The sequence below is a fragment of the Campylobacter sp. CNRCH_2007_0968H genome (genome assembly GCF_025773245.1).
GTDB lineage: Bacteria > Campylobacterota > Campylobacteria > Campylobacterales > Campylobacteraceae > Campylobacter_D > Campylobacter_D lari_D.
On record NZ_JAKMTQ010000003.1, the window covers coordinates 1 to 19,762 of the forward strand.

Consider the following 19,762-nt stretch of genomic DNA (forward strand, 5'->3'; position numbering starts at 1 on the left):
TAAACCCATTAAGGGTTTAGTTTGAGTGATATAAGATTTTAAGTGTTAAGATGATAGCTTATAATCAAATTATCTGAAAAATCATACCCATTACAATCATAACTTCAACAAATATTTCAAAAAAATATACAAAAAATAAATATAATTAATATCATTATAAATAAAATTATCCATAAAATATCCACTATTTAGAAAATGAATATCAATACTTTATATTATTTTATATATTTTTATTAAAATTAGAAAAAATTGGAAAATTTTATGAAACTTTTATAAAAAATTGTTATATAATACCTATTAAGTTCATAAACGAAACTTAAATAAAACCCACAAGGAGTACATCATGGGAACAAGAAAAGAACACGACTTTATTGGTGAGTTAGAAATTTCTGATGAAGTTTATTATGGAGTGCAAACTTTTAGAGCACTAGAAAACTTCAATATGAGTGGTAGAAGACTGCAAGATTATCCTTATTTTGTAAAAGCTTTTGCTCAAGTTAAAAAAGCAGCTGCTCTAGCTAACAAAGAAGTTGGAGTTCTTGATGCAGATAAAGCTGATGCTATTGCTAAAGCTTGCGATAGATTGATTGCTGGTGAATTTTTAGATCAATTTGTTGTGGATATGATCCAAGGTGGTGCTGGTACTAGCACAAATATGAACACTAACGAAGTTATCACAAATATTGCTCTTGAAAGTATGGGTCATAAAAAAGGAGAATATCAATACCTTCACCCAAATGATCATACAAATTTAGGTCAATCTACAAACGATACCTATCCAAGCTCAATCAAAGTAGCAACCTATGCAAAACTTAGTGATCTTTTAAAAGCTATGGAAGGCTTAAAAGCTGAATTAGAAGCTAAAGCTAAAGAATACAAAGATATCATCAAAATGGGTAGAACAGAACTTGAAGATGCGGTTCCTACAACCTTAGGAAACACTTTCAATGCTTTTGCTAGCTATATTAAAAGTGATATTGAAAAGATCACAGCAGCTCGTGAGTCAATGAGCTATTTAAATTTAGGTGCTACAGCTATTGGAACAGGAATTAACTGCCACCCTGATTATAAATTTGTGGTTGAGAAAAAATTAAAAGAAATCACTGGTGTTGATTTTAAACCTGCTGAAGATTTCATTGCAGCTACTCAAGATACAGCTGATTTTGTACATGTAAGTGGTGCATTAAAAACTGCAGCTGTAAGATTATCTAAAATCGCAAATGATTTAAGGTTGATGAATTCAGGTCCAAGATGCGGTCTAGCTGAAATTAGTTTGCCTGCTATGCAACCGGGTAGTTCTATTATGCCAGGTAAAGTAAACCCTGTAATTTGTGAAGCAGTTGGCGAAGCTTGCTATGAAGTTATAGGTAATGATGTTACTATTATGCTTTGCTCTGAAAGAGGTGAATTTGAACTTAATGCTTTTGAGCCAGGCATTGCTTATGGGTTATTTAACTCGATCGTATTGCTTGAAAATGCAATGAAAACTTTAGCTGAAAAAGCTATTAAAGGATTAAAAGCAAATCCTGAAAACTGCAAAAAACTTGTATTAAATTCAATCGGAATCGTGACTGCATTTAATCCTGTTTTAGGTTATGAAAAATCTGCAAGTATTGCAAAAGAAGCTCTAGAAACTGGAAAAGCAGTAGGTGATATTTGTCTTGAAAGAGGCTATTTACCAAAAGAAAAAATTGATGAGATTTTAACACCAGAAAATATGTTAAATCCTCATATGACAGAAAAAAGAAAAGCTTAATAACTTAGGAGTTTAATCATGGATATTATGATTATTTTACAACTTGTTGTCTTCCTTGGGGCAATATTCATAGGTATCCGCCTTGGAGGCATAGCAATAGGCTATGCCGGAGGTTTGGGTGTTGTTATTTTAGGTCTTGTTTTAGGCATGAAGCCAGGTAATATTCCTTGGGATGTTATTTTAATCATCGCTGCTGCTATTGCTGCGATTTCTGCAATGCAACAAGCAGGTGGCTTAGACTACATGGTAAAAGTTACTGAAAGAATTTTGCGTAAACACCCAAAATTCATTAATTATCTTGCACCAGCTTGCGGTTGGTTACTTACTATTTTAGCAGGTACTGGTAATGCAGTATTTTCATTAATGCCTGTTGTTATTGATGTTGCAAAATCTCAAAATATTAAGCCATCAGCTCCACTTTCATTAATGGTTGTTGCTTCACAAATTGGTATTACAGCTTCTCCAGTTAGTGCTGCTGTTGTTTATATGACTGGTGTATTAGAGCCACTTGGCTGGAACTATCCTGCATTAATTGGAATTTGGATTGTAACTACTTTTGCTGCTTGTATGATTACAGCTTTTATTGTAAGTTTAATTACTCCAATGGATCTTAGCAAAGACCCTGTATATCAAGAACGCTTAAAAGCTGGTCTTGTAAAAAGTGCTTCAGATGTTTTACATAGTGAAGATAAACCGGGTGCAAAACTTTCAGTTGCTATATTTTTATTTACGGTATTAGCAGTTGTTCTTTATGCTACTGCAATTTCTAATAATATTAAATGGATCGATCCTGTAGTTATCCCAAGAGATGCTGCAATTATGAGCTTTTTATTAACTGCTGCAACTTTAATTACATTCTTATGTAAAGTTGAACCTGCAAAAATTTTAGATACAAGTGTATTTAAATCAGGTATGACAGCTTGTGTATGTGTATTTGGTGTTGCTTGGCTTGGAAATACTTTCGTTGCAGGCCATGAAGCAGGTATTAAAGAAGTAGCGGGTGAATGGGTTAAACAAACTCCTGCTATGCTTGCAGTTGCTTTCTTCTTTGCTAGTATGCTTTTATACTCTCAAGCAGCTACTGCAAAAGCTATTGTTCCAGTTATCGTTGCTGCATTAGGAATTTCAGCTACAAATCCTGCAGATTCTTATATGCTAGTTGCTTGTTTTGCTGCTGTTTCAGCACTTTTTGTACTTCCAACCTATCCTACTTTATTAGGTGCAGTTCAAATGGATGATACAGGTACAACAAGAATTGGAAAATTTATATTTAATCACGCATTCTTTATCCCGGGTGTATTGGCTATTGCTATTGCTGTTTCATTAGGATTTTTAGCAGTAGGAATGCTTTAATGCTCTTACTTTCCGCTTTTAGCGGAAAGTTTTCTTCTTTTACTTATTAACTAATTTTAAGTAGAATGTTTTTTTAATTTTTAAAGAAATAAAATGGCAAAATTATCTTTAGATAGAAATAATATAAGAATCTTATTTATAGGTTATATACTTATAGCTCTTTTTGGCACTTTCATCCTTATGCTACCCATTATGCACACTAAACCAATATCTTTTTTAGATGCATTTTTTACTAGTGCTTCAGCTGTAAGTATGACAGGACTCATTGTGCTAAATACTTCATTAGATTTTAGTTTTTATGGACAGCTTGTTATTTTACTACTTATCCAAATAGGTGGTTTAGGTTATATGAGTATAGCCATGGCTTTATATATTTTAGTACGGAAAAAGATGAGTTTTGGGGAAAAAAATCTTTTAAGAGAATCCTTAATTTATCCTGGTGCTGATGGGCTTGTAGGATTTTTGAAAAAGGTTTTATTTTTTGTATTTGCTATTGAAATTGTTGGTGCTGTTTTATTATTTTTAAGATTTAAATTAGATATGAATTTAACTGATGCTCTATGGGCTAGTATTTTTCACTCCATTTCTGCTTTTAATAATGCAGGTTTTAGCATATTTGAAAGTGGCTTAATGCCTTATAGGGATGATTTTTGGATTAACTTTATCATTACCTCTTTGATTATTATTGGCGGTTTGGGCTATTTTGTATTGCTAGAATTATACTTTTTTTCAAAAAAACGCTTTGCTAGTCTAAGTCTGCATACAAAGCTTGTTTTAATTTCCACTATTATACTAATCATTTTTGCAAGTTTGATTGTGTTTTTATTTGAATATCATAACCCAAAAAGCATAGGAGAATTTTCTCTTTTTGATAAAATTATGAGTGCATATTTTACAGCGGTAAATTACCGAACTGCAGGATTTAACACTCTTGATCTTAGCACCTTTAAGGATGCAAGCTTATTTTTTGGATCTTTGTTTATGATTGTAGGTGGTGCACCAGGTGGAACTGCAGGGGGCATTAAAGTAACCACTATTGCGGTACTATTAATTTATGCATATTGGAGTATTAAAGATAGTAATACAAGAATTTTTAACTTTGAAATTCCAAGCGAAACTATTAATAAAGCTTTCATTATAGCAGTAAGTTCAATTGTTTATATTATTACCTGCGTGTTGCTTTTATCTTTGATTGAAGATGATAAAAGTTTTTTACCTTTGCTTTTTGAAACAAGTTCAGCATTTGCCACAGTAGGTGTTTCAGTTGGCGATGGTGGGACCTTATCACTTAGTGCGCTTTTTAGCTCCGAAAGCAAACTTATTGTTATTTTACTAATGCTTAGCGGTAGAGTGGGCGTGCTTGCGTTTTTATTTAGTATATTTTTTAAAGAAAAAGAAAAATATTTAAATTACCCAAAAGGAAAAATCATACTATGAAAAAAGAAACTTATGGTATTATAGGACTTGGAAGATTTGGCTCTGTTTTAGCAAAAGAACTTATTGACCAAGGCAAAAGAGTTATTGTTTCAGATATTGATGAAGAAGCTGTTAAAGAGTTGCAAGATCATGCGGATTTTGCTTATATCTTAGATTCTACTCACACTATAGCTTTGAAAGAAGCGGGCTATTCAAATGCTGATGTTGTCATACTTAGTATAGGTGAAAATCTAGAATCAAGCATACTTACCTTCATGGCCTTAAAAGAAATAGGGGTAAAAAATATCATAGCTAAAGCAAATTCTTCTACACATGGACAAATTCTTTCAAAACTTGGGGTTAATAAAGTCATCTATCCTGAAAAAGAATCTGCAAAGCGTTTAGCTAAAATTCTTATCACTAATCCAAATTTTGAAATCATAGATCTTTCAGCCAACACCATAAAGGTAGCAAAACTTTTAATCGATGAGAATTTAGCGGGGAAAACCTTGCAATCCATTGGACAAAATTTAAAAGTCATTGCACACAAACAACATGATACTTGGAGCATTATGCCAAATCTAGAAAATACCGCTTATTTAAACGATATATTAATGCTACTTGGCACTCAAGAAGAACTTAATCAATATGATTATTGAAGATTTTAAATGCTACTTTTACTTTGCACTATCAATATGATAAATCTAGAAAAGAAACTCTAGTGCACGACTACACAGACCCAATCCATATCCTGGGTCACTAAATTTTTAATGTCCTTGTAAAATAAGGGCATTAAAACCATACAATAAATTAAATATAATCAAAAAACTATACTTATAAGCATTCTTGAAAGCTAATTTAGAAAATATAAAAAATAAATATAACATTAAAAAGATATTTTAAGTGGTGTCAAGGGGGAGACTTGAACTCCCGACCTCCGGCTTATGAGACCAGCGCTCTAGCCAGCTGAGCTACCCTGACATAAAAAGAAGTTAAAATTATACTTTATTTTGCTTAACATTTTATAAAATACTTATTTTATAAATTTTATATATTTTTTAACTTTTTTGTGCTAAAAATATGAAATTATATTTAAAAAGGATTTTAATGCAAATTAGCTCAAGTTATGGCGGTGCCTTTTATACGCAAAATCCTTATCAAAACAAAGACAAAGAACAAACAAAAGAAAATATTTCTGAAAAAGAAAACCCACAGCAAACAAAAGAAAATAAAAACGATCAAGAAAAAGATGAAAAAACTCAAAAAGTTAATGGTAAAGACTTAAGTAGTGAAGAAGTAAAACAGGTACGAGAGCTTGAAAAAATCGACAGAGAAGTAAGGGCTCATGAAGCAGCCCACCAAGCAGCAGGTGGAGCCTTAGCAGGAGCTGCAAGTTTTGGCTATACAAGAGGTCCTGATAATAAAATGTATGCAGTTGAAGGAGAAGTGCCTATAAGAATGCAAAAAGGCAATACTCCTGAAGAAACTATAGCCAATGCTATGCAAGTAATTGCTGCAGCTATGGCACCAGCTGATCCTAGCCCCCAAGATTATAAAGTAGCAGCTAATGCTATGCAAATGCAAAATGATGCGCGCACCGAGCAAGCTAAAATAAAAGCAGAAGAATCAAAGACTCAAAATGATAAAAATAAAGACGAAGACGATAAAAAAGCAAATCCAAATTCTAAAGCCATAAAATCATACACACAAAATTCATCACAAGATTACATAGGAAGTCAGTATAATAAAAGTGCATAGTGGCAGAGAGGAAGGGATTCGAACCCTCGGTGAGTTACCCCACACACGCGTTCCAGGCGTGCTCCTTCGACCACTCGGACACCTCTCTAAAAATGAAAATTATAACTTATTTTTTTAAATTTATACTAAAAAAGGGATTTTATGAAGCTTTTTTACTCTTGTTTTTATCTTTTTATTTTACTTTTTTTAAGTGCTTGTTCAAATCATGCTAATGTTAATTTATCTTATGAAAAAGCCTTTATAAACAAACAATGTGATGAAAATACTTTAACTTTAAAAAATGCAGACAAAGACACTATATACACAGGGTTAAATTTAGCCTCTTTAGCAAGAGTTTGTAAAGATTATGAAAAAAGTAATGCTTTTTTTGATAAAGCAGAAGAGGCTTACAAATATGATGTAGATTTACAAAACGGGCTTCAGAAAGCCACAAGAAATTTTAGCGAAATTTTACTTAATGACACCATCAATGATTATCAAGGTTATTTTTACGAAAGGATTATGCTAAATACCTACAAAGGTTTAAATTATATGAGCTTGGGAGATTTTAAAAATGCAAGAGTAGAGTTTAACAGAGCTTTATACAGACAAGATAGAATGAAAGAATATTTTTATGATTACATACAAAAAGCTCAAGAAGAATACCAAAAAGAACTTCAAAAAGATAAAAAAACATATGCGAGTTTTCAGCAAAATTTAAGCCCTATCTATAAACAATATAACAATCTTCTTAGCACATTTAACGCAAATAAAAATTATACTAATATCTATGCTAGCTATCTTAGTGCTTTATTTTTCTTTTTTGATAAAGATTATATTAAAGCTTATGAGCTTTTAAAAGAAGTAGCATTAAGCGATGTAAAAAACAAACAACTTCAAAAACAATTTCAAGTATTTGAAAAATTCACTCATTTAAAAACAACCTTCCCTCAACAAAAATATATTTTTATCATTTATGAAGATGGTTTTAGTGCTACAAAAGAAGAATTTGATCTTACCCTACCATTTGTTTTTAATGATAATCTTGCAAATATTAGTGTAGCTTTTGCTTATTTAAAATCAAGAAATGCTTCTTATAAATTCTTGCAAAGTCAAGATGAAAAAACACAAAATTTAATTTATTTTGATGATATTATAGCAAGTGAATTTAAAACTCTTTTACCCTCTATGGTGATGAAAACCCTAGCCTCAAGCGCTCTTAAAACTTCAATTAATTTAGCCATAGCTAATAATGATTCTAGTGGCTTTTTATCATTTATTAGCACTGTTAGCACTGCTTTAATCAATAAAGCAGATCTTAGAATGTGGCAAGCTTTACCAAAAAGTGCTAGTATTTTAATGCTAAAAAATGAAGGTTTAGTTAAAATTTATAATGATAAAGAAAAAATAATCTTTGAAGATGAGCTGGAAAAAGATAAAAATTATATTGTGCTTATAAGATCTTTTGTGCCAAATTCAAATATTATTTACAAAATTAAAGAAAAATAAGGAGATAAAATGAAAAAAAGTTTATTTTTTATGGTTTTTGCGCTTTTGATTTTCAGCGCTTGTTCTTCACAACCAAAATATACTGATGGTAAAGCTTCGCAAAAAGTTCAAGGAAACGCACTTACTTTAGGACTTGATAGAGAAGATTTTGAAAAAACTGCTGAAGATATGATACAAAGCTTGCTTAGTGATCCTGCTTTTGCAAATTTAAATAGCTCTAATAGAAAAGTTATTGCCATAGGAAAAATCATCAATGACACCCCGCAAAGAATAGACACAGATAAACTCACTTCAAAAATTACTATAGCATTAAGAAAATCTGGTAAATTTATATTAACAACCGCTGTAGCAGCAGGTGGAGCAAAAGATAGTTTATCTCATGATGTAAGAGATTTAAGAGACAATGAAGAATTTAATCAAAATTCCATAGCTAAAAAAGGCACACTTTTGGCCCCAAATTTCTCACTTTCTGGTAAAATCAGACAAGATACCGTTAAACTTTATAATGGCAAAATCCAAACTGAATATTTTTTCCATTTAATTCTTACAGATTTAACTAGCGGTTTAGCTTTTTGGGAAGATGAAAAAACTATTGATAAAACAGGTAAAAGCAAGAGTGTAACATGGTAAAAAAACTACTAATTCTTTTTTTCGCTCTTGTTTATTTTTGTCAAGCACAAAGCGCTTTAAACAAAGAAAGTTATGGTGAGGGTTTTGGAAATACAAGAAGTGAAGCAATAAAAAATGCTATCAATGAAGCTCTTGGGAAAATGGAGGGTTTAAAACAAGTTAAGCTTAAAAAATTCGAATTTAGCTTTAATGGAAATTTCAATATAGGTTATGATGAAGAAATAGACTTAGTTAGCAATGGAGTTTTTAATAGCTATGATATTAAATCTTTAACTCAAGCAAATCAAAATGAATTCCATGCAAAAGTTGTGATTTACAAAAAACTTTATAGTGAAAAAAATCTTGAAGATAAAAGTTCGCTAATTATCATCAATAAAGTTAAAGATGAACTTTCGGCTAAATTTGAACAAGAGCTTTTAAGCGTTTTGCTCCAAAGTAAAAAATTTAGAATTTTAGATAGAGCAAATCTTGATCTTTATAATCAAGAAAAATCTTTACTTATAAAAAATGCAAGCGATGATGAACTTGTTAAGCTTTATAATGTTTTAGGGGCTGATTTTTTACTTATTTTAAACCCTAAAATAACACAAACACAAAATGAAATTAACACTCAAACTTATAATATTAACATTGATTATCGTTTGATAGAATTTGCTACAACTCAAATCAAAGCTTCCAATACCTTAGAATTTAAAATGAGTTCTACAAGCAAATCAAGCAAACAAAAAGCCCTTAGAGGTATAGCTACAAAAATTACCGAAGATATTTTTAAACATTCTAAAGACAATGACAAAGAAGAAGAAATAGAACATGGTTTAGACGCAAACTATCAAATCAACAATGAAGGTGGAGTTAATTTAGGTTTTTAAAATGCAAAAAGCATGGGATATTAATGCAAAATTTTGGGATGTACAAATGGGAGATGATTCTAATGAATTTCATAAAAAAGTTGTGCGTCCTAAAGTTGAAGAATTGCTAAACATACAAGATGATGATTATATTCTAGATATTGCTTGTGGAAATGGAAATTTTTCCGCTTATATGTGCAAAAAATACAACATAAATGTTTATGCTTTTGATTATAGTGATCAAATGATAAAATTAGCAAAACAAAGATGGAAAAATTTTCTACATAAAATTCATTTTCAAACCATAGACGCTAACGATGAATTGACTTTGCAAAATTTAACTAAAAAACACACCTTTAGCAAAGCTGTTTCAAATATGGCTATCATGGATATGGAAAATATCCAGCCCTTATTTAAAAGTCTTTATTTTCTACTAAAAGAAAATGGAATTTTTGTTTTTGCTACTCAACATCCTTGTTTTGTAACATTAACTAAAAAATATCTTAGTCCGCATAATTATCTTGGGTATGCATTTGAAAAACAACCTGTAAAACATCACTACTACCACCGTTCTTTAGAAGAAATTTTCAACACTTGTTTTAAAAATGGTTTTATCATAGATGGATTTTTTGAAGAACCTTTTTTAGATGAAGAATTTCCTGAAATCATAATTGTCCGAGCAAGGAAAATCAGTTTTTAAATTGCAAAAACTCACATCTTTTGCAAAGATCAGCTTTTAGAATTCCTTGCTTGAAGCCTTCTTTTAATTCTATATATAAAGACGAATTTAAAAGCTCGCTAAAATCTTTTTCAAAACAATTTCCAAGTTTTATATCCCCTTTAGTATCCAAACAACAAGGCACTAAAGTTCCATCGCTTAAAATAGCAATTTGTCCATTTAAAGCATGACAACACCCATTCTCCCTAATAACCTCATCTTTCAAAGAAGGCCATTTAAAAAGCCTAGCTTGGTGTAATATAACATGCCTTTCTAGGCGATTTTTAGCTTTTTGCTTTTGAATTTTTACTTTAAAATTTTGCTCTAAAAAATCATAAATTTTCTCATTTTCTAAAGGTGGGTTGAAATTTTTATCTAAATTCCAAAGTCTTAAATTGATAAAAGAATTGTTTTTATTTTCTAAGTGTAAAAAAATAAGCTTCAAAATAGGCTCAAAGTATTCTTTTAAACTCATTCTACTTTGAGATAAAAAAGCACCCAAAGAAATATTGATTTGTCGTATGTTTTTAGAATCTAAAACAAGTTTTATTTTCTCATCATCAAAATAAAACCCACTTGTAGTAAGTTCTATTTGCATATTAAATTTAAAAGCTATTTTTAGATACTCTTTTAAATTTAAAACCCTTAAAGGATCTCCAAGCACATGAAAAGTAAAAAGCTTGGCATGACTATGCACACTTTTGCAAATTTTTTCAAAATTTTCAAGGCTCATTTGTTTTCTTTGCGCTTTTTGACTAGGACAAAAATCACATTTTAATCCACAAATATCACTTAATTCTATATAAATTTTCTCAAAATGCATAATCACTCTTTTTAAAAAGCTCAAACGCTTTTAAGGCAAGTTTTGAAAGTGCAAGATGTTCTAATTCTTTATAAGAAAATGCTTTTGCTTTGAAATCTTCAAAATCATCATCTTTTAAAAAATACACCTTGGCATTAATTTTATATTTGGTGTAAGAGTGTTTAAATTCACCTATAAATTTTGCATTTTTTTCTTTATTGTATTCTAAAAAATTATACATATTAAAATATAGCTTTTCTTTACTTTTGATAAGCAAAAACTGCTCATTTTTTTGCACTATGAGTATATTTAAAATAATATTTTCATATTGAGTTTTTTTAGATACATGAAATTTTTCATATTCATTTTTTCCACTACAAAAACTCTCTATGGGGCAAAGCTTGCATTTTGCATTTTTAGGTAAACAAATCAAAGCCCCTATATCCAACAAAGCTTGATTATGATCAAATGCATTATCATAGTTTAAAAACTCTTTTGCTTTTTGCGTTAAAAGTTTAGAGTTTGGATTTTGCAAACTATAAAATCTACTCAAAACTCTTTTAATATTTGCATCCACAAAAGCTTTAGCTTGTAAAAAACCAAAACAAGCTATAGCACCAGCTGTATATTCTCCAATACCAGGAAGTTTTTGAAGCTCTTTTATGTCAAATGGTAATTTTGCATTAAATTCTTGCACACAAATTTTTGCACATTTATGTATATTCCTAGCTCTAGTATAATACCCAAGTCCTTGCCAAGCTTTTAAAACCTCATCTTCGCTTGCCATAGAAAGCGCTTTTAAAGAAGGAAATTTAGCTAAAAACTGAAAATAATAATTTTGCAAAACACTCTTTACTTGAGTTTGTTGTAACATAATCTCGCTAATATAAACAGCATAAGCATTGTCAATATTTTTTAGCTTTTTTAAATCATCCTCGCTACCATATTTTCTATATTCTTTATGCAAAATACGCCAAGGAAGGTTTTTTCTACCATTCTCGTTATACCATTTTAAAATACTTTCATGAATTTTTCGCATTAAAACTTTCTTTGTTTTTAAAAATTATACAATCTATTCTTAAAAGCTTTATGTTAAAATTAAAAAAATATTTTTAAAAAGGAGTAAAAATGAAAAGTTTTTTAAAAGGTTTAGGATTAGGATTACTTTGTTTGGTATTGTTTGTACTAGGAGTAGTTTTTAATACTGAATTTTTAGGTTTAAAAAATCATAATAAACAAAATGTAGAATTTTCAAGAAATATAGAAGTATCAAATGAAATCATGCCAAATGTTTTTAATGCTGTTTTAAATTTTAGCGCGAGCGAAGAACTTAGTAAAAAAACTATCATCTCTAGTGATGAAAAAAATCATATTGCTAAAACTTTCAAAGAAATTTCAGATCGTATTGCCAAAGAAGACTATTGTAAAGGTGGAAGTTATACTTTAGAGCCAAGTTATAATTATTATCAAGGAGTAAAAACACTTAATGGGTATAGATTGTATTCTAATTTCACTTGTCAAATCCCACAAAATAAAAATAAAGACTATGAAAATCTTATAAAAGATATAGAAAATATCAGCAATACTAATACTTTAATTTCTTTTAATACTAAAGCCTTGCAAGCAGGATTTGACGAAGCAACCTTAGAAGCAAACAAAGAAGATTTATACGATCTTGCGCTTAAAAAAGCTTTTGAAAAAGCTCAATATTATTCTAAAACTTTAACAAAAACTTGCATAGTAAAAAATGTTCATTTTGATAGTTGTAATATCAAATACAATTCTCCAAGTTTAACAGCTAGTGCAGATAGTGTAGTGCTTCCTGTTATTAAAAATGAAAAGCAAAGCTTAAAAGCTAATGTGCTTTTTGTTTGTCAATAAATTTTATTTTGGCTTTATCTTGGGTTTTTATAATTTCTCATCATTAATTTAAAGGAGAAAAAATGAAAAAAATTATAGGTTTATTTATTATGGGCTCTTTAGCAGCCTCTTTAGCATTTAGTGCTGATTTTTCCAAAAAAAGCAATGATGAAATTTTAAATCTTGCAAAAAGCGTAAAAGCACAAGATCAAGCTGACTTAATTATAGAAATGAAAAAGAGAATGAATGAGATGAAATACAAAGACGCAAAAGTTTTTCATCAACAATTTAAAAGTAACTTACGCGAAAACATCTCTAAACTTTCTCCTCAAGAAAGAAGTCAAAGAAAGGCTATCGTTCAAGAAGATATGCAAAAACTAACCGATGAAATGAGTGGCAAAGAAATACGAGATTTAAATTTACATCATTATAACAAAAATGAACACAAAGCCCATAAAATGAATCATCAAGGGCATGGTGCAAATCATGGAAATTGCTCAATGAGATAAAATGGCAGCAAAAATTCTACTCTTAGAAGATGATTTAAGCTTAAATGAAATCATCAATGAAGCCTTAAGTGATGAAGGTTTTAAAGTCTCTTGTGTATATGATGCACAAGAGGCACTAGAAAAAGCTTATGAAGAAAATTTTGATCTTTGGATTTTTGATGTTAAAGTTCCAAAAGGCAATGGTTTTGAAGTATTAAAGGAATTAAGAGAAAGTGCTAAAAACACTCCTGCTATATTTTTAACTTCTTTATCCATGCTTGATGATGTAAAACAAGGATTTTTATCAGGTTGTGATGATTATATTAAAAAGCCTTTTGATGTTGATGATTTAATTATCCGTGTAAAAAATATCATTAAAAGAAATTTTAGTCATCAAAAAGAAGACTTAATCTTACTTAGCTCTTCAAAAAATATTTCTTTTGATCCTATCAATAAAACCCTTTATCAAAATGAAGAAATTATCAACCTAACTAATAAAGAAAAAGAACTCCTAGCTTTACTTTTAAAAAAACGCCCTCATTTTGTAAATATAGAAACTATTTTTGACGAAATTTGGAGTTTAGATGAAGAGCCTGTGATTATGAGCCTTAGAGTGTATATCAAAAATTTAAGAAAAATTCTTGGTAAAGACCTTATCATCAATCAAAGAAATATAGGCTATGCCATTAGGCTAGAAAATGAAAAGTGAAAACTTTAATAATACCATTTTTAAAATCCTAGCTCTTTATATCATCACAAGTGGCATATTTTTAACGATTTTTTTTATTACTTTTTATCAAAAAGAAGCAAATTATATACGATTAAATCAAATCACACACTCATACACTCACTATAATTATATTTTACAAAATATCATCGAAGCAAGACACGATAAAAATTTATTAAACAAAGATGATTTTTCTTATATTTCTAAAAAAATAAATACTCAATTTGCTATTGTTGCAAACAATCAAATCATTTTTAGTAATTTAACTTTTGATGCTTTAAAAATATTAACACAGCTTAAAGAAAACAACTTTATTTACAACGAAAACAAAAGATTATTCATAGATTTTTCAAGGATTAGAAATCTTAATACTTATATAGATACGAGTAATTTAAGAAAGCCAAAACACCATTCTCATTTTTTGAGACATAAAAATATCCATATCATTATAGAAACAGAAGATCTTGGCTTTAAAAAAGAACAATACCGCAAAGATAATTACAATAATTTAGATATTAACGATTATGCTAATGAACTTTGGAAACTAAAATTAAAAACTATTTTTTATACACTTATATGTATTTTACTACTTGCTATAATTGCTTATATACTCATCTTGCTTGTTTTTAAAAATATCAAAGAACAATTTAAAACACTCAATGATTTTATTAAAGATACCACACATGAAATTAACACGCCTTTGAGCGTGATTTTAGCTAGTATTAAAAAATTTGATGATACAAATTTAAATCCAAATAACACTAAAAAACTAAATCATATCAAACTAGCAAGTAAAAATTTAAATCATATCTATCAAAACCTCATAGCCTTAAATTTTTTCTTACAAAAAGAAAATACAAAAGAAGATATAAATTTAAAAGAGCTTTTAGAACAAAGATTAGAATATTTTGACACTTTAATCTCTCAAAAAAATCTCATCATTGAAAAAGAGCTTTTAGAGCAAAATTTCTATGCAAATAAAGAAGAAATGCAAATTTTACTTGACAATCTTTTAAGCAATGCCATAAAATACACCAATACTAATAAAAAAATCTTTATTTGTTTAAAAGAAAAAACACTTAGTATTAAAGATGAAGGTCAAGGTATGAGCGCTAAAGAAATTACTCAAATTTTTACACGCTACAAACGCTTTAATCAAGACCAAGGTGGTTTTGGCATAGGCTTAAATTTAGTCAAACAAATAGCCGATAAAAACAATATCAACATAAAAGTTTTGAGTAAAAAAGATAAAGGAAGTGAATTTATACTTTCTTGGTAGGGATAAAAATGGAAATTTGCTTAGAAAAAATTAAAATAGATAACGCTTGGAAGGAATTTTTAAAAGAAGAGTTTTTAAAGCCTTATTTTTTAGAAATAAAAACTCATTATATCAATGCTTTAAATGAAAGAAAAACTATATATCCACCCGCGAATTTAATCTTTAATGCTTTTAATCTAACCCCTTTACAAGATTTAAAAATCATACTTTTAGGACAAGATCCTTACCATAACCCTCATCAAGCCATGGGTTTGAGCTTTAGCGTGCCAATGGGTGTTAAAATTCCCCCATCTTTACTTAATATCTATAAAGAATTGCAAGATGATTTAAACATCCCTATAGCAAAACATGGTGATTTAAGTAAATGGGCTAAACAAGGAATTTTACTTTTAAATTCTATTTTAAGTGTAGAAGCAAATAAACCTGCTTCACATGCACATTTTGGTTGGCAAAAATTTACCGATGCGGTTATATCAAAACTTAGCAATGAAAAAGAAGGATTGATATTTTTACTTTGGGGAAATTATGCTAAAAATAAAAAAAATTTAATCAACCCTCAAAAACACTTTATCCTAGAAGCAGCACATCCTTCGCCTTTAGCGAGAAATGCTTTTTTAGGTTGCAAGCATTTTTCAAAAAGTAATGAAATTTTATCAAAACTTGGTAAAAGTCTTATTGATTGGAATTTAAACCCTTAATTTACTTAAAACTTATATACTTTCAAAAATTTTCAAAAAAAGGAATACAATGACTTGTCCAGTTTGTGTAAATACTGACTTATTGATGAGCGAAAGAAATGGAGTTGAAATTGATTATTGTCCAAAATGCCGTGGTGTTTGGCTTGATCGTGGTGAGCTTGATAAAATCATAGAAAGAAATTCTTCTCAAAGTACGCAACAACCTCAACAACAAAATTATAACCAACAAGCAAACTACCATCATAATAACGGCTATAAATACAAGAAAAAAGAAAGTTGGCTTGGGGAATTATTTGACTTTTAAGCCCAAAGGCTTAAAAGTTTTTATATTTTTACTTTAATTAAAGCATTTTCTGCCATTTTTGGCACCCATAAATACTCACCATCAAAAAACATATCTGCAGGACCTTTTATAGAAGCCAAATCAAGTTTTATTTCTTTATTGTCTTTTAGAGTATAAATATATCCTTGAAGATTTTTACCCCAACTTGACACTAAAAGATTTTTATTTTTATCATACACAATGCCATCAAATTGTTCTATTTTTTTGTTTAATTCTTGAATTTTCTTTGAATTTAAATCAATACTAATGATTTTCCCGCCTGCTTTATCACTTGGATCATAACCTGCTACAAATAAAGTATTTTTATCTATTAACAATCCATTTGGGCCACCATATTTTGAATCTAAATGGATAAAGTTTTCATATTTTTTATCCTTTAAAAATACTTTGTGGATGTATCCTGTACCTGTGTCACTAACTAATAATGTGTCATTATTTAACACAGCAATATCATTTAAAAATACCGCATTTTTTATAGGAAGTTTGAAAATTTCTTTTTTATTTTTTATATCAAAGCCATATAAAATATCAATATCAACCACATATAAAACATCACCTATTTTAGACATACCTTTTGGAGCATTAAGACCTTTTATAAATTCTAATTCCAAAATTTTTCCATCTTTATCTAATTTTGAAATAAAACCATCATTATCTTTATTTAACGGAGTTAGATCTTTTCCTACATTAGATACATAAACTGCATTTTTATCTACATATACACTTTCAGGATGTGCAAAACCTTTAAATTCTTGAACCTCTAAAGCATTTGCACTGCAAAATGCAAATAAGGCCAAAGTTAAAATACTTTTTTTCATAATTGTTACCTTTCTTAAATTTTATTAACAAATTCTAATAAAAAACCAAAATAAAATCTATCATTTTTAAGATAAAAAATATAAGTTTTTTGACTTTTGTTCTTGTTTTGGGGTAATGCCATATCTTTTTTTATATCTTGCTATAAACCAAGCAGGAGAATTAAATCCAAGTTCATAACAAATTTGAGTGATATTTTTTGTAGAAAATTCAAGTAAAAATTTAGCTCTTTCAAAACGCTTGTTATCAAGCCATTCTTTAGGAGTAATACCAAAACTTTGTTTAAAATTACGACTAAAACTTGCTATATCCATTTTACTAAATTTGGCCATAGAAGCTACGCTTTCAAAGTCATTTTGACAATATGCAAACATCTTATAAAGCTCTAATTTAAAACCACTTAAAATGGCTTTTAAAAAAGCTAAAAACTCTGCATTATCTTCACTATATAATAAAGACAAAAACAATTCTTCAAATTTTAATCTAAGCAGATATTCATTTTTCTCATTAAATTCATTTATACAAGGTAAGAAAGACTCGAAAATACCTTTAGTTATCAGATTAGTTTTTAAGCTAAATAAACTTTTAGCATATTTTGGAGAATCTAATTTACAAATTAATTCTTGATATTTAAAAATAAGTTCTATTAAAATACTTTCCTTAAAACACAAAATAATAGATTCATATATATTTTCATCATTTAAATAGTCTCTAATGGAAAAAGAATTTTTTGTAAAAAACACAAGCTCATCTTTTTTTACATTAAACTGATTATCCATAGTATAAATACTTTTAGAACCTTTTAAAATAAATACTAAAGCATAATCTTTAAATACAACTTCTTGATTTTTATCATTTGAAAAATCTTTTTGATACCAACATAAAGAAAAAAAAGTATTTTTCAAAACATTTTGACTGATTTTTTCAAGATCTTTTGGAAAAATTAACATATATACCTTTTTATAAGTTTTTTGATTATTTATATAATACAATAAAAAATATTTTTTATTAAGAATTTATGTTACAATATAATTAATTTCAATTAAAAAAGGAGAAAAAATGAAAAAAATCATTCTAGGTTCTTTACTAGCATCAAGCTTTTTATTTGGAGCAAATTTAGAAAATTTTAATCCAAAAGCACAAAAAGATCATTTAGTTATCAAAATGGAAATTCTTGATAAAAAAGCTAATAAAGATGCAGGCGAAGTTGTAGCAGTACAAACTCCTTATGGGGTAGCATTTTATCCAAATCTTAAAGGTTTAGAAAGTGGAATTCATGGCTTTCATGTTCATGCAAATGCTGATTGTGGAGCAACTGATAAAGGTTTAGGTATGAAAGCAGGTGGACACTGGGATCCTGAAAAAACAGATGCTCACTCAAGCCCATGGGATGATAAAGGTCACAAAGGGGATTTACCACCACTTTATGTAGAAAAAGATGGTAAAGCAACTAACCCTGTATTAGCACCAAAAATCAAAACTCTTGATGAGCTTAAAAATCATGCTCTAATGATACATTTTGGAGGAGACAATCACAGCGATCATCCTGCAGCACTTGGCGGTGGCGGTGCTAGAATGGCATGTGGTGTTATAAAATAAAAATCTAAAGGCTTTTTAGCCTTTAGTGTTATTTAAAAAGCTTAGTAAAATCAAAATCACCCATAAAATCATGGCTTGATCCGCCAAAACTTTGACTAGGACTATAAGTAGCAATAGCCACTGCAAGCTCACTAAGCATAGAAGCTATTTCTTCTCTTTTATCGACTATATAAGCTTTCATACCTTCATAATCACTAGTTTCTAAAATTTTTAAAGGATTATAAATTTCAAAAGCAAATGCCTTTGAACCAACATTTACATTATAATTATTATCAAATAAAGCATTACCTAAAAATGAGCAATTATCTACTATTTTTAAACTTTCACTAGCAATTAAAACTTTATCTTGCACATCTTCATAGTTTTTATCTTCTAGAAGTTTTGAAATTTTTTTCAATGAGGAATCTAAAATTTGCAAAGCACCTATAAAGTCATTAGCATCAGTAATATCTTCACTAAATTTTTGCGTTTGATGTTTTAAATTTGCACCATCTATACTTGAACCTACTTGTCCTAAATGTTTTTGTAAGATTTCTAATTCATCTCTCATAATACACCTTCCTTGTTATTGCTATAACAAGAAAAGCATTTTTTATTCCAAATTTTGATCTACCCAAACTCTAAAATCTTTAGCAAAAAGCAAAAAAACCTCATCATAGTTTTGGATTAAAATTTGAGGATTATTATCATTTAATTCTTTTTCATAGTAAAAGTACTTACTCGCTATAAGTTTTTTAGTGTTTATTTGCACTAAATTTAAATTAATACCAAACTTTATTTTAGAATGCAACTCATCACTAAAATCTTGCTCTAAAATATCCACTTTACTTTCTAAAACATAATCAGCACTAGCTAGACTATCTTGATTTAAAACTGCTTTAAATACCCCTAAATCTTGCAAATGAAATTCCAAAAAAGATTTTATCATTAAAGCAGGATTTTCTTTCCAAAAATGATAGGCATAGGTATTGATAGTATAATCTTTTTTATAAAAAATTTCATTAGTATAAGCTAAGCCTTTAGGTAAGGAAACTATAATAGTTGCATTTTTTTTATTTTGACTTTGCTCTAGCTTTTCTAAATTAATACTAAAATATTTATTTGCAGGTAAAGTTTGACTTGGATTAATCAAAGAGCAAGCGCTAAAAAAAATAGCTATTAAACTAATATATAAATATCTCAT

At 28.9% G+C, this 19,762-nt stretch carries 22 protein-coding genes and 2 tRNA genes; 16 read left to right on the forward strand and 8 right to left on the reverse strand.

Translation table 11 applies throughout. The annotated features are described in order from the left end of the window. Nucleotides 1-343: 343 nt before the first annotated feature. From L8Y18_RS02095 to L8Y18_RS02110, 4 genes are all read left to right on the forward strand, one after another. Entirely contained in the window at nt 344-1,756 is a 1,413-nt protein-coding gene (locus tag L8Y18_RS02095; RefSeq protein WP_263661463.1) for an aspartate ammonia-lyase, read from the forward strand. 18 nt (nt 1,757-1,774) lie between these two features. Next, nucleotides 1,775-3,109, forward strand: coding sequence for an anaerobic C4-dicarboxylate transporter (locus tag L8Y18_RS02100; RefSeq protein ID WP_133319185.1), 1,335 nt, complete (start codon nt 1,775-1,777; stop codon nt 3,107-3,109). A gap of 93 nt (nt 3,110-3,202) precedes the next feature. Next, a complete protein-coding gene (locus L8Y18_RS02105; RefSeq protein WP_263660354.1) occupies nt 3,203-4,546 on the forward strand; it encodes a TrkH family potassium uptake protein in 1,344 nt (447 codons plus the stop codon). Next, on the forward strand, nt 4,543-5,184 hold the full coding sequence (locus L8Y18_RS02110; RefSeq protein WP_133319183.1) for a potassium channel family protein: 642 nt from the start codon (nt 4,543-4,545) through the stop codon (nt 5,182-5,184). The genes L8Y18_RS02105 and L8Y18_RS02110 overlap by 4 nt, the downstream gene beginning before the upstream one ends. A 245-nt stretch (nt 5,185-5,429) precedes the next feature. On the opposite strand, the gene L8Y18_RS02115 is transcribed toward L8Y18_RS02110, so the two are convergent. Next, nucleotides 5,430-5,506 (reverse strand) — tRNA-Met (locus L8Y18_RS02115). Between the two features lie 126 nt (nt 5,507-5,632). Between L8Y18_RS02115 and L8Y18_RS02120 the strand changes: the two genes are divergently transcribed. Beyond that, a complete protein-coding gene (locus L8Y18_RS02120) occupies nt 5,633-6,283 on the forward strand; it encodes a putative metalloprotease CJM1_0395 family protein (protein ID WP_263661462.1) in 651 nt (216 codons plus the stop codon). Here L8Y18_RS02120 and L8Y18_RS02125 read toward each other — a convergent pair. Beyond that, nucleotides 6,284-6,371 (reverse strand) — tRNA-Ser (locus tag L8Y18_RS02125). Between the two features lie 53 nt (nt 6,372-6,424). Between L8Y18_RS02125 and L8Y18_RS02130 the strand changes: the two genes are divergently transcribed. From L8Y18_RS02130 to L8Y18_RS02145, 4 genes are read left to right on the forward strand one after another with little or no spacing between them, the layout of a single operon-like run. Next, entirely contained in the window at nt 6,425-7,771 is a 1,347-nt protein-coding gene (locus tag L8Y18_RS02130) for a hypothetical protein (RefSeq protein ID WP_263676173.1), read from the forward strand. Nucleotides 7,772-7,780: 9 nt separating this feature from the next. Next, nucleotides 7,781-8,401 carry a penicillin-binding protein activator LpoB gene (gene lpoB, locus L8Y18_RS02135; RefSeq protein WP_133319180.1) on the forward strand — a complete coding sequence of 207 codons (621 nt, stop codon included), beginning with the start codon at nt 7,781-7,783 and terminating at the stop codon, nt 8,399-8,401. Then, nucleotides 8,395-9,270 (forward strand): CsgG/HfaB family protein, encoded by an 876-nt coding sequence (locus L8Y18_RS02140; RefSeq protein ID WP_263676174.1) that lies wholly within the window; start codon nt 8,395-8,397, stop codon nt 9,268-9,270. Before lpoB ends, L8Y18_RS02140 begins: the two co-directional genes overlap by 7 nt. Before the next feature lies 1 nt (nt 9,271). Then, on the forward strand, nt 9,272-9,949 hold the full coding sequence (locus L8Y18_RS02145; protein ID WP_263664481.1) for a class I SAM-dependent methyltransferase: 678 nt from the start codon (nt 9,272-9,274) through the stop codon (nt 9,947-9,949). On the opposite strand, the gene L8Y18_RS02150 is transcribed toward L8Y18_RS02145, so the two are convergent. Beyond that, entirely contained in the window at nt 9,939-10,790 is an 852-nt protein-coding gene (locus L8Y18_RS02150) for a radical SAM/SPASM domain-containing protein (RefSeq protein WP_263664482.1), read from the reverse strand. The genes L8Y18_RS02145 and L8Y18_RS02150 overlap by 11 nt on opposite strands. After that, complete coding sequence (mutY, locus tag L8Y18_RS02155) at nt 10,780-11,808, reverse strand: A/G-specific adenine glycosylase (protein ID WP_263661456.1); 1,029 nt, start codon at nt 11,806-11,808, stop codon at nt 10,780-10,782. The genes L8Y18_RS02150 and mutY overlap by 11 nt, the downstream gene beginning before the upstream one ends. Before the next feature lie 89 nt (nt 11,809-11,897). On the opposite strand from mutY, the gene L8Y18_RS02160 reads away from it, so the two are divergent. From L8Y18_RS02160 to L8Y18_RS02185, 6 genes are all read left to right on the forward strand, one after another. Then, entirely contained in the window at nt 11,898-12,650 is a 753-nt protein-coding gene (locus L8Y18_RS02160; protein ID WP_263676175.1) for an SIMPL domain-containing protein, read from the forward strand. Nucleotides 12,651-12,712: 62 nt separating this feature from the next. Further along, entirely contained in the window at nt 12,713-13,138 is a 426-nt protein-coding gene (locus tag L8Y18_RS02165; protein WP_258108242.1) for a DUF1104 domain-containing protein, read from the forward strand. Between the two features lies 1 nt (nt 13,139). Next, on the forward strand, nt 13,140-13,826 hold the full coding sequence (locus tag L8Y18_RS02170; protein WP_263676177.1) for a response regulator transcription factor: 687 nt from the start codon (nt 13,140-13,142) through the stop codon (nt 13,824-13,826). Further along, nucleotides 13,816-15,123, forward strand: a complete 1,308-nt coding sequence (locus L8Y18_RS02175) for a sensor histidine kinase (protein WP_263661453.1) — start codon at nt 13,816-13,818, stop codon at nt 15,121-15,123. The genes L8Y18_RS02170 and L8Y18_RS02175 overlap by 11 nt, the downstream gene beginning before the upstream one ends. Nucleotides 15,124-15,131: 8 nt before the next feature. Then, complete coding sequence (gene ung / locus L8Y18_RS02180) at nt 15,132-15,821, forward strand: uracil-DNA glycosylase (RefSeq protein WP_220567033.1); 690 nt, start codon at nt 15,132-15,134, stop codon at nt 15,819-15,821. A gap of 49 nt (nt 15,822-15,870) precedes the next feature. Further along, nucleotides 15,871-16,125, forward strand: a complete 255-nt coding sequence (locus tag L8Y18_RS02185) for a zf-TFIIB domain-containing protein (RefSeq protein ID WP_133319172.1) — start codon at nt 15,871-15,873, stop codon at nt 16,123-16,125. A 20-nt stretch (nt 16,126-16,145) separates the two neighbouring features. On the opposite strand, the gene L8Y18_RS02190 is transcribed toward L8Y18_RS02185, so the two are convergent. Together L8Y18_RS02190 and L8Y18_RS02195 are read right to left on the reverse strand one after the other, a co-directional pair. Next, nucleotides 16,146-16,982 carry an ATP-binding protein gene (locus L8Y18_RS02190; RefSeq protein ID WP_263676178.1) on the reverse strand — a complete coding sequence of 279 codons (837 nt, stop codon included), beginning with the start codon at nt 16,980-16,982 and terminating at the stop codon, nt 16,146-16,148. Between the two features lie 66 nt (nt 16,983-17,048). Next, complete coding sequence (locus tag L8Y18_RS02195; RefSeq protein WP_133319170.1) at nt 17,049-17,930, reverse strand: helix-turn-helix domain-containing protein; 882 nt, start codon at nt 17,928-17,930, stop codon at nt 17,049-17,051. 109 nt (nt 17,931-18,039) lie between these two features. Here L8Y18_RS02195 and L8Y18_RS02200 point away from each other — a divergent pair, with 109 nt between their 5' ends. Then, nucleotides 18,040-18,579 (forward strand): superoxide dismutase family protein, encoded by a 540-nt coding sequence (locus L8Y18_RS02200; protein ID WP_133319169.1) that lies wholly within the window; start codon nt 18,040-18,042, stop codon nt 18,577-18,579. Nucleotides 18,580-18,607: 28 nt separating this feature from the next. Here L8Y18_RS02200 and L8Y18_RS02205 read toward each other — a convergent pair whose 3' ends face one another. Together L8Y18_RS02205 and L8Y18_RS02210 are read right to left on the reverse strand one after the other, a co-directional pair. After that, nucleotides 18,608-19,129 (reverse strand): flagellar FLiS export co-chaperone, encoded by a 522-nt coding sequence (locus L8Y18_RS02205; RefSeq protein ID WP_133319168.1) that lies wholly within the window; start codon nt 19,127-19,129, stop codon nt 18,608-18,610. 42 nt (nt 19,130-19,171) lie between these two features. Then, on the reverse strand, nt 19,172-19,762 hold the full coding sequence (locus L8Y18_RS02210) for a hypothetical protein (RefSeq protein ID WP_133319167.1): 591 nt from the start codon (nt 19,760-19,762) through the stop codon (nt 19,172-19,174).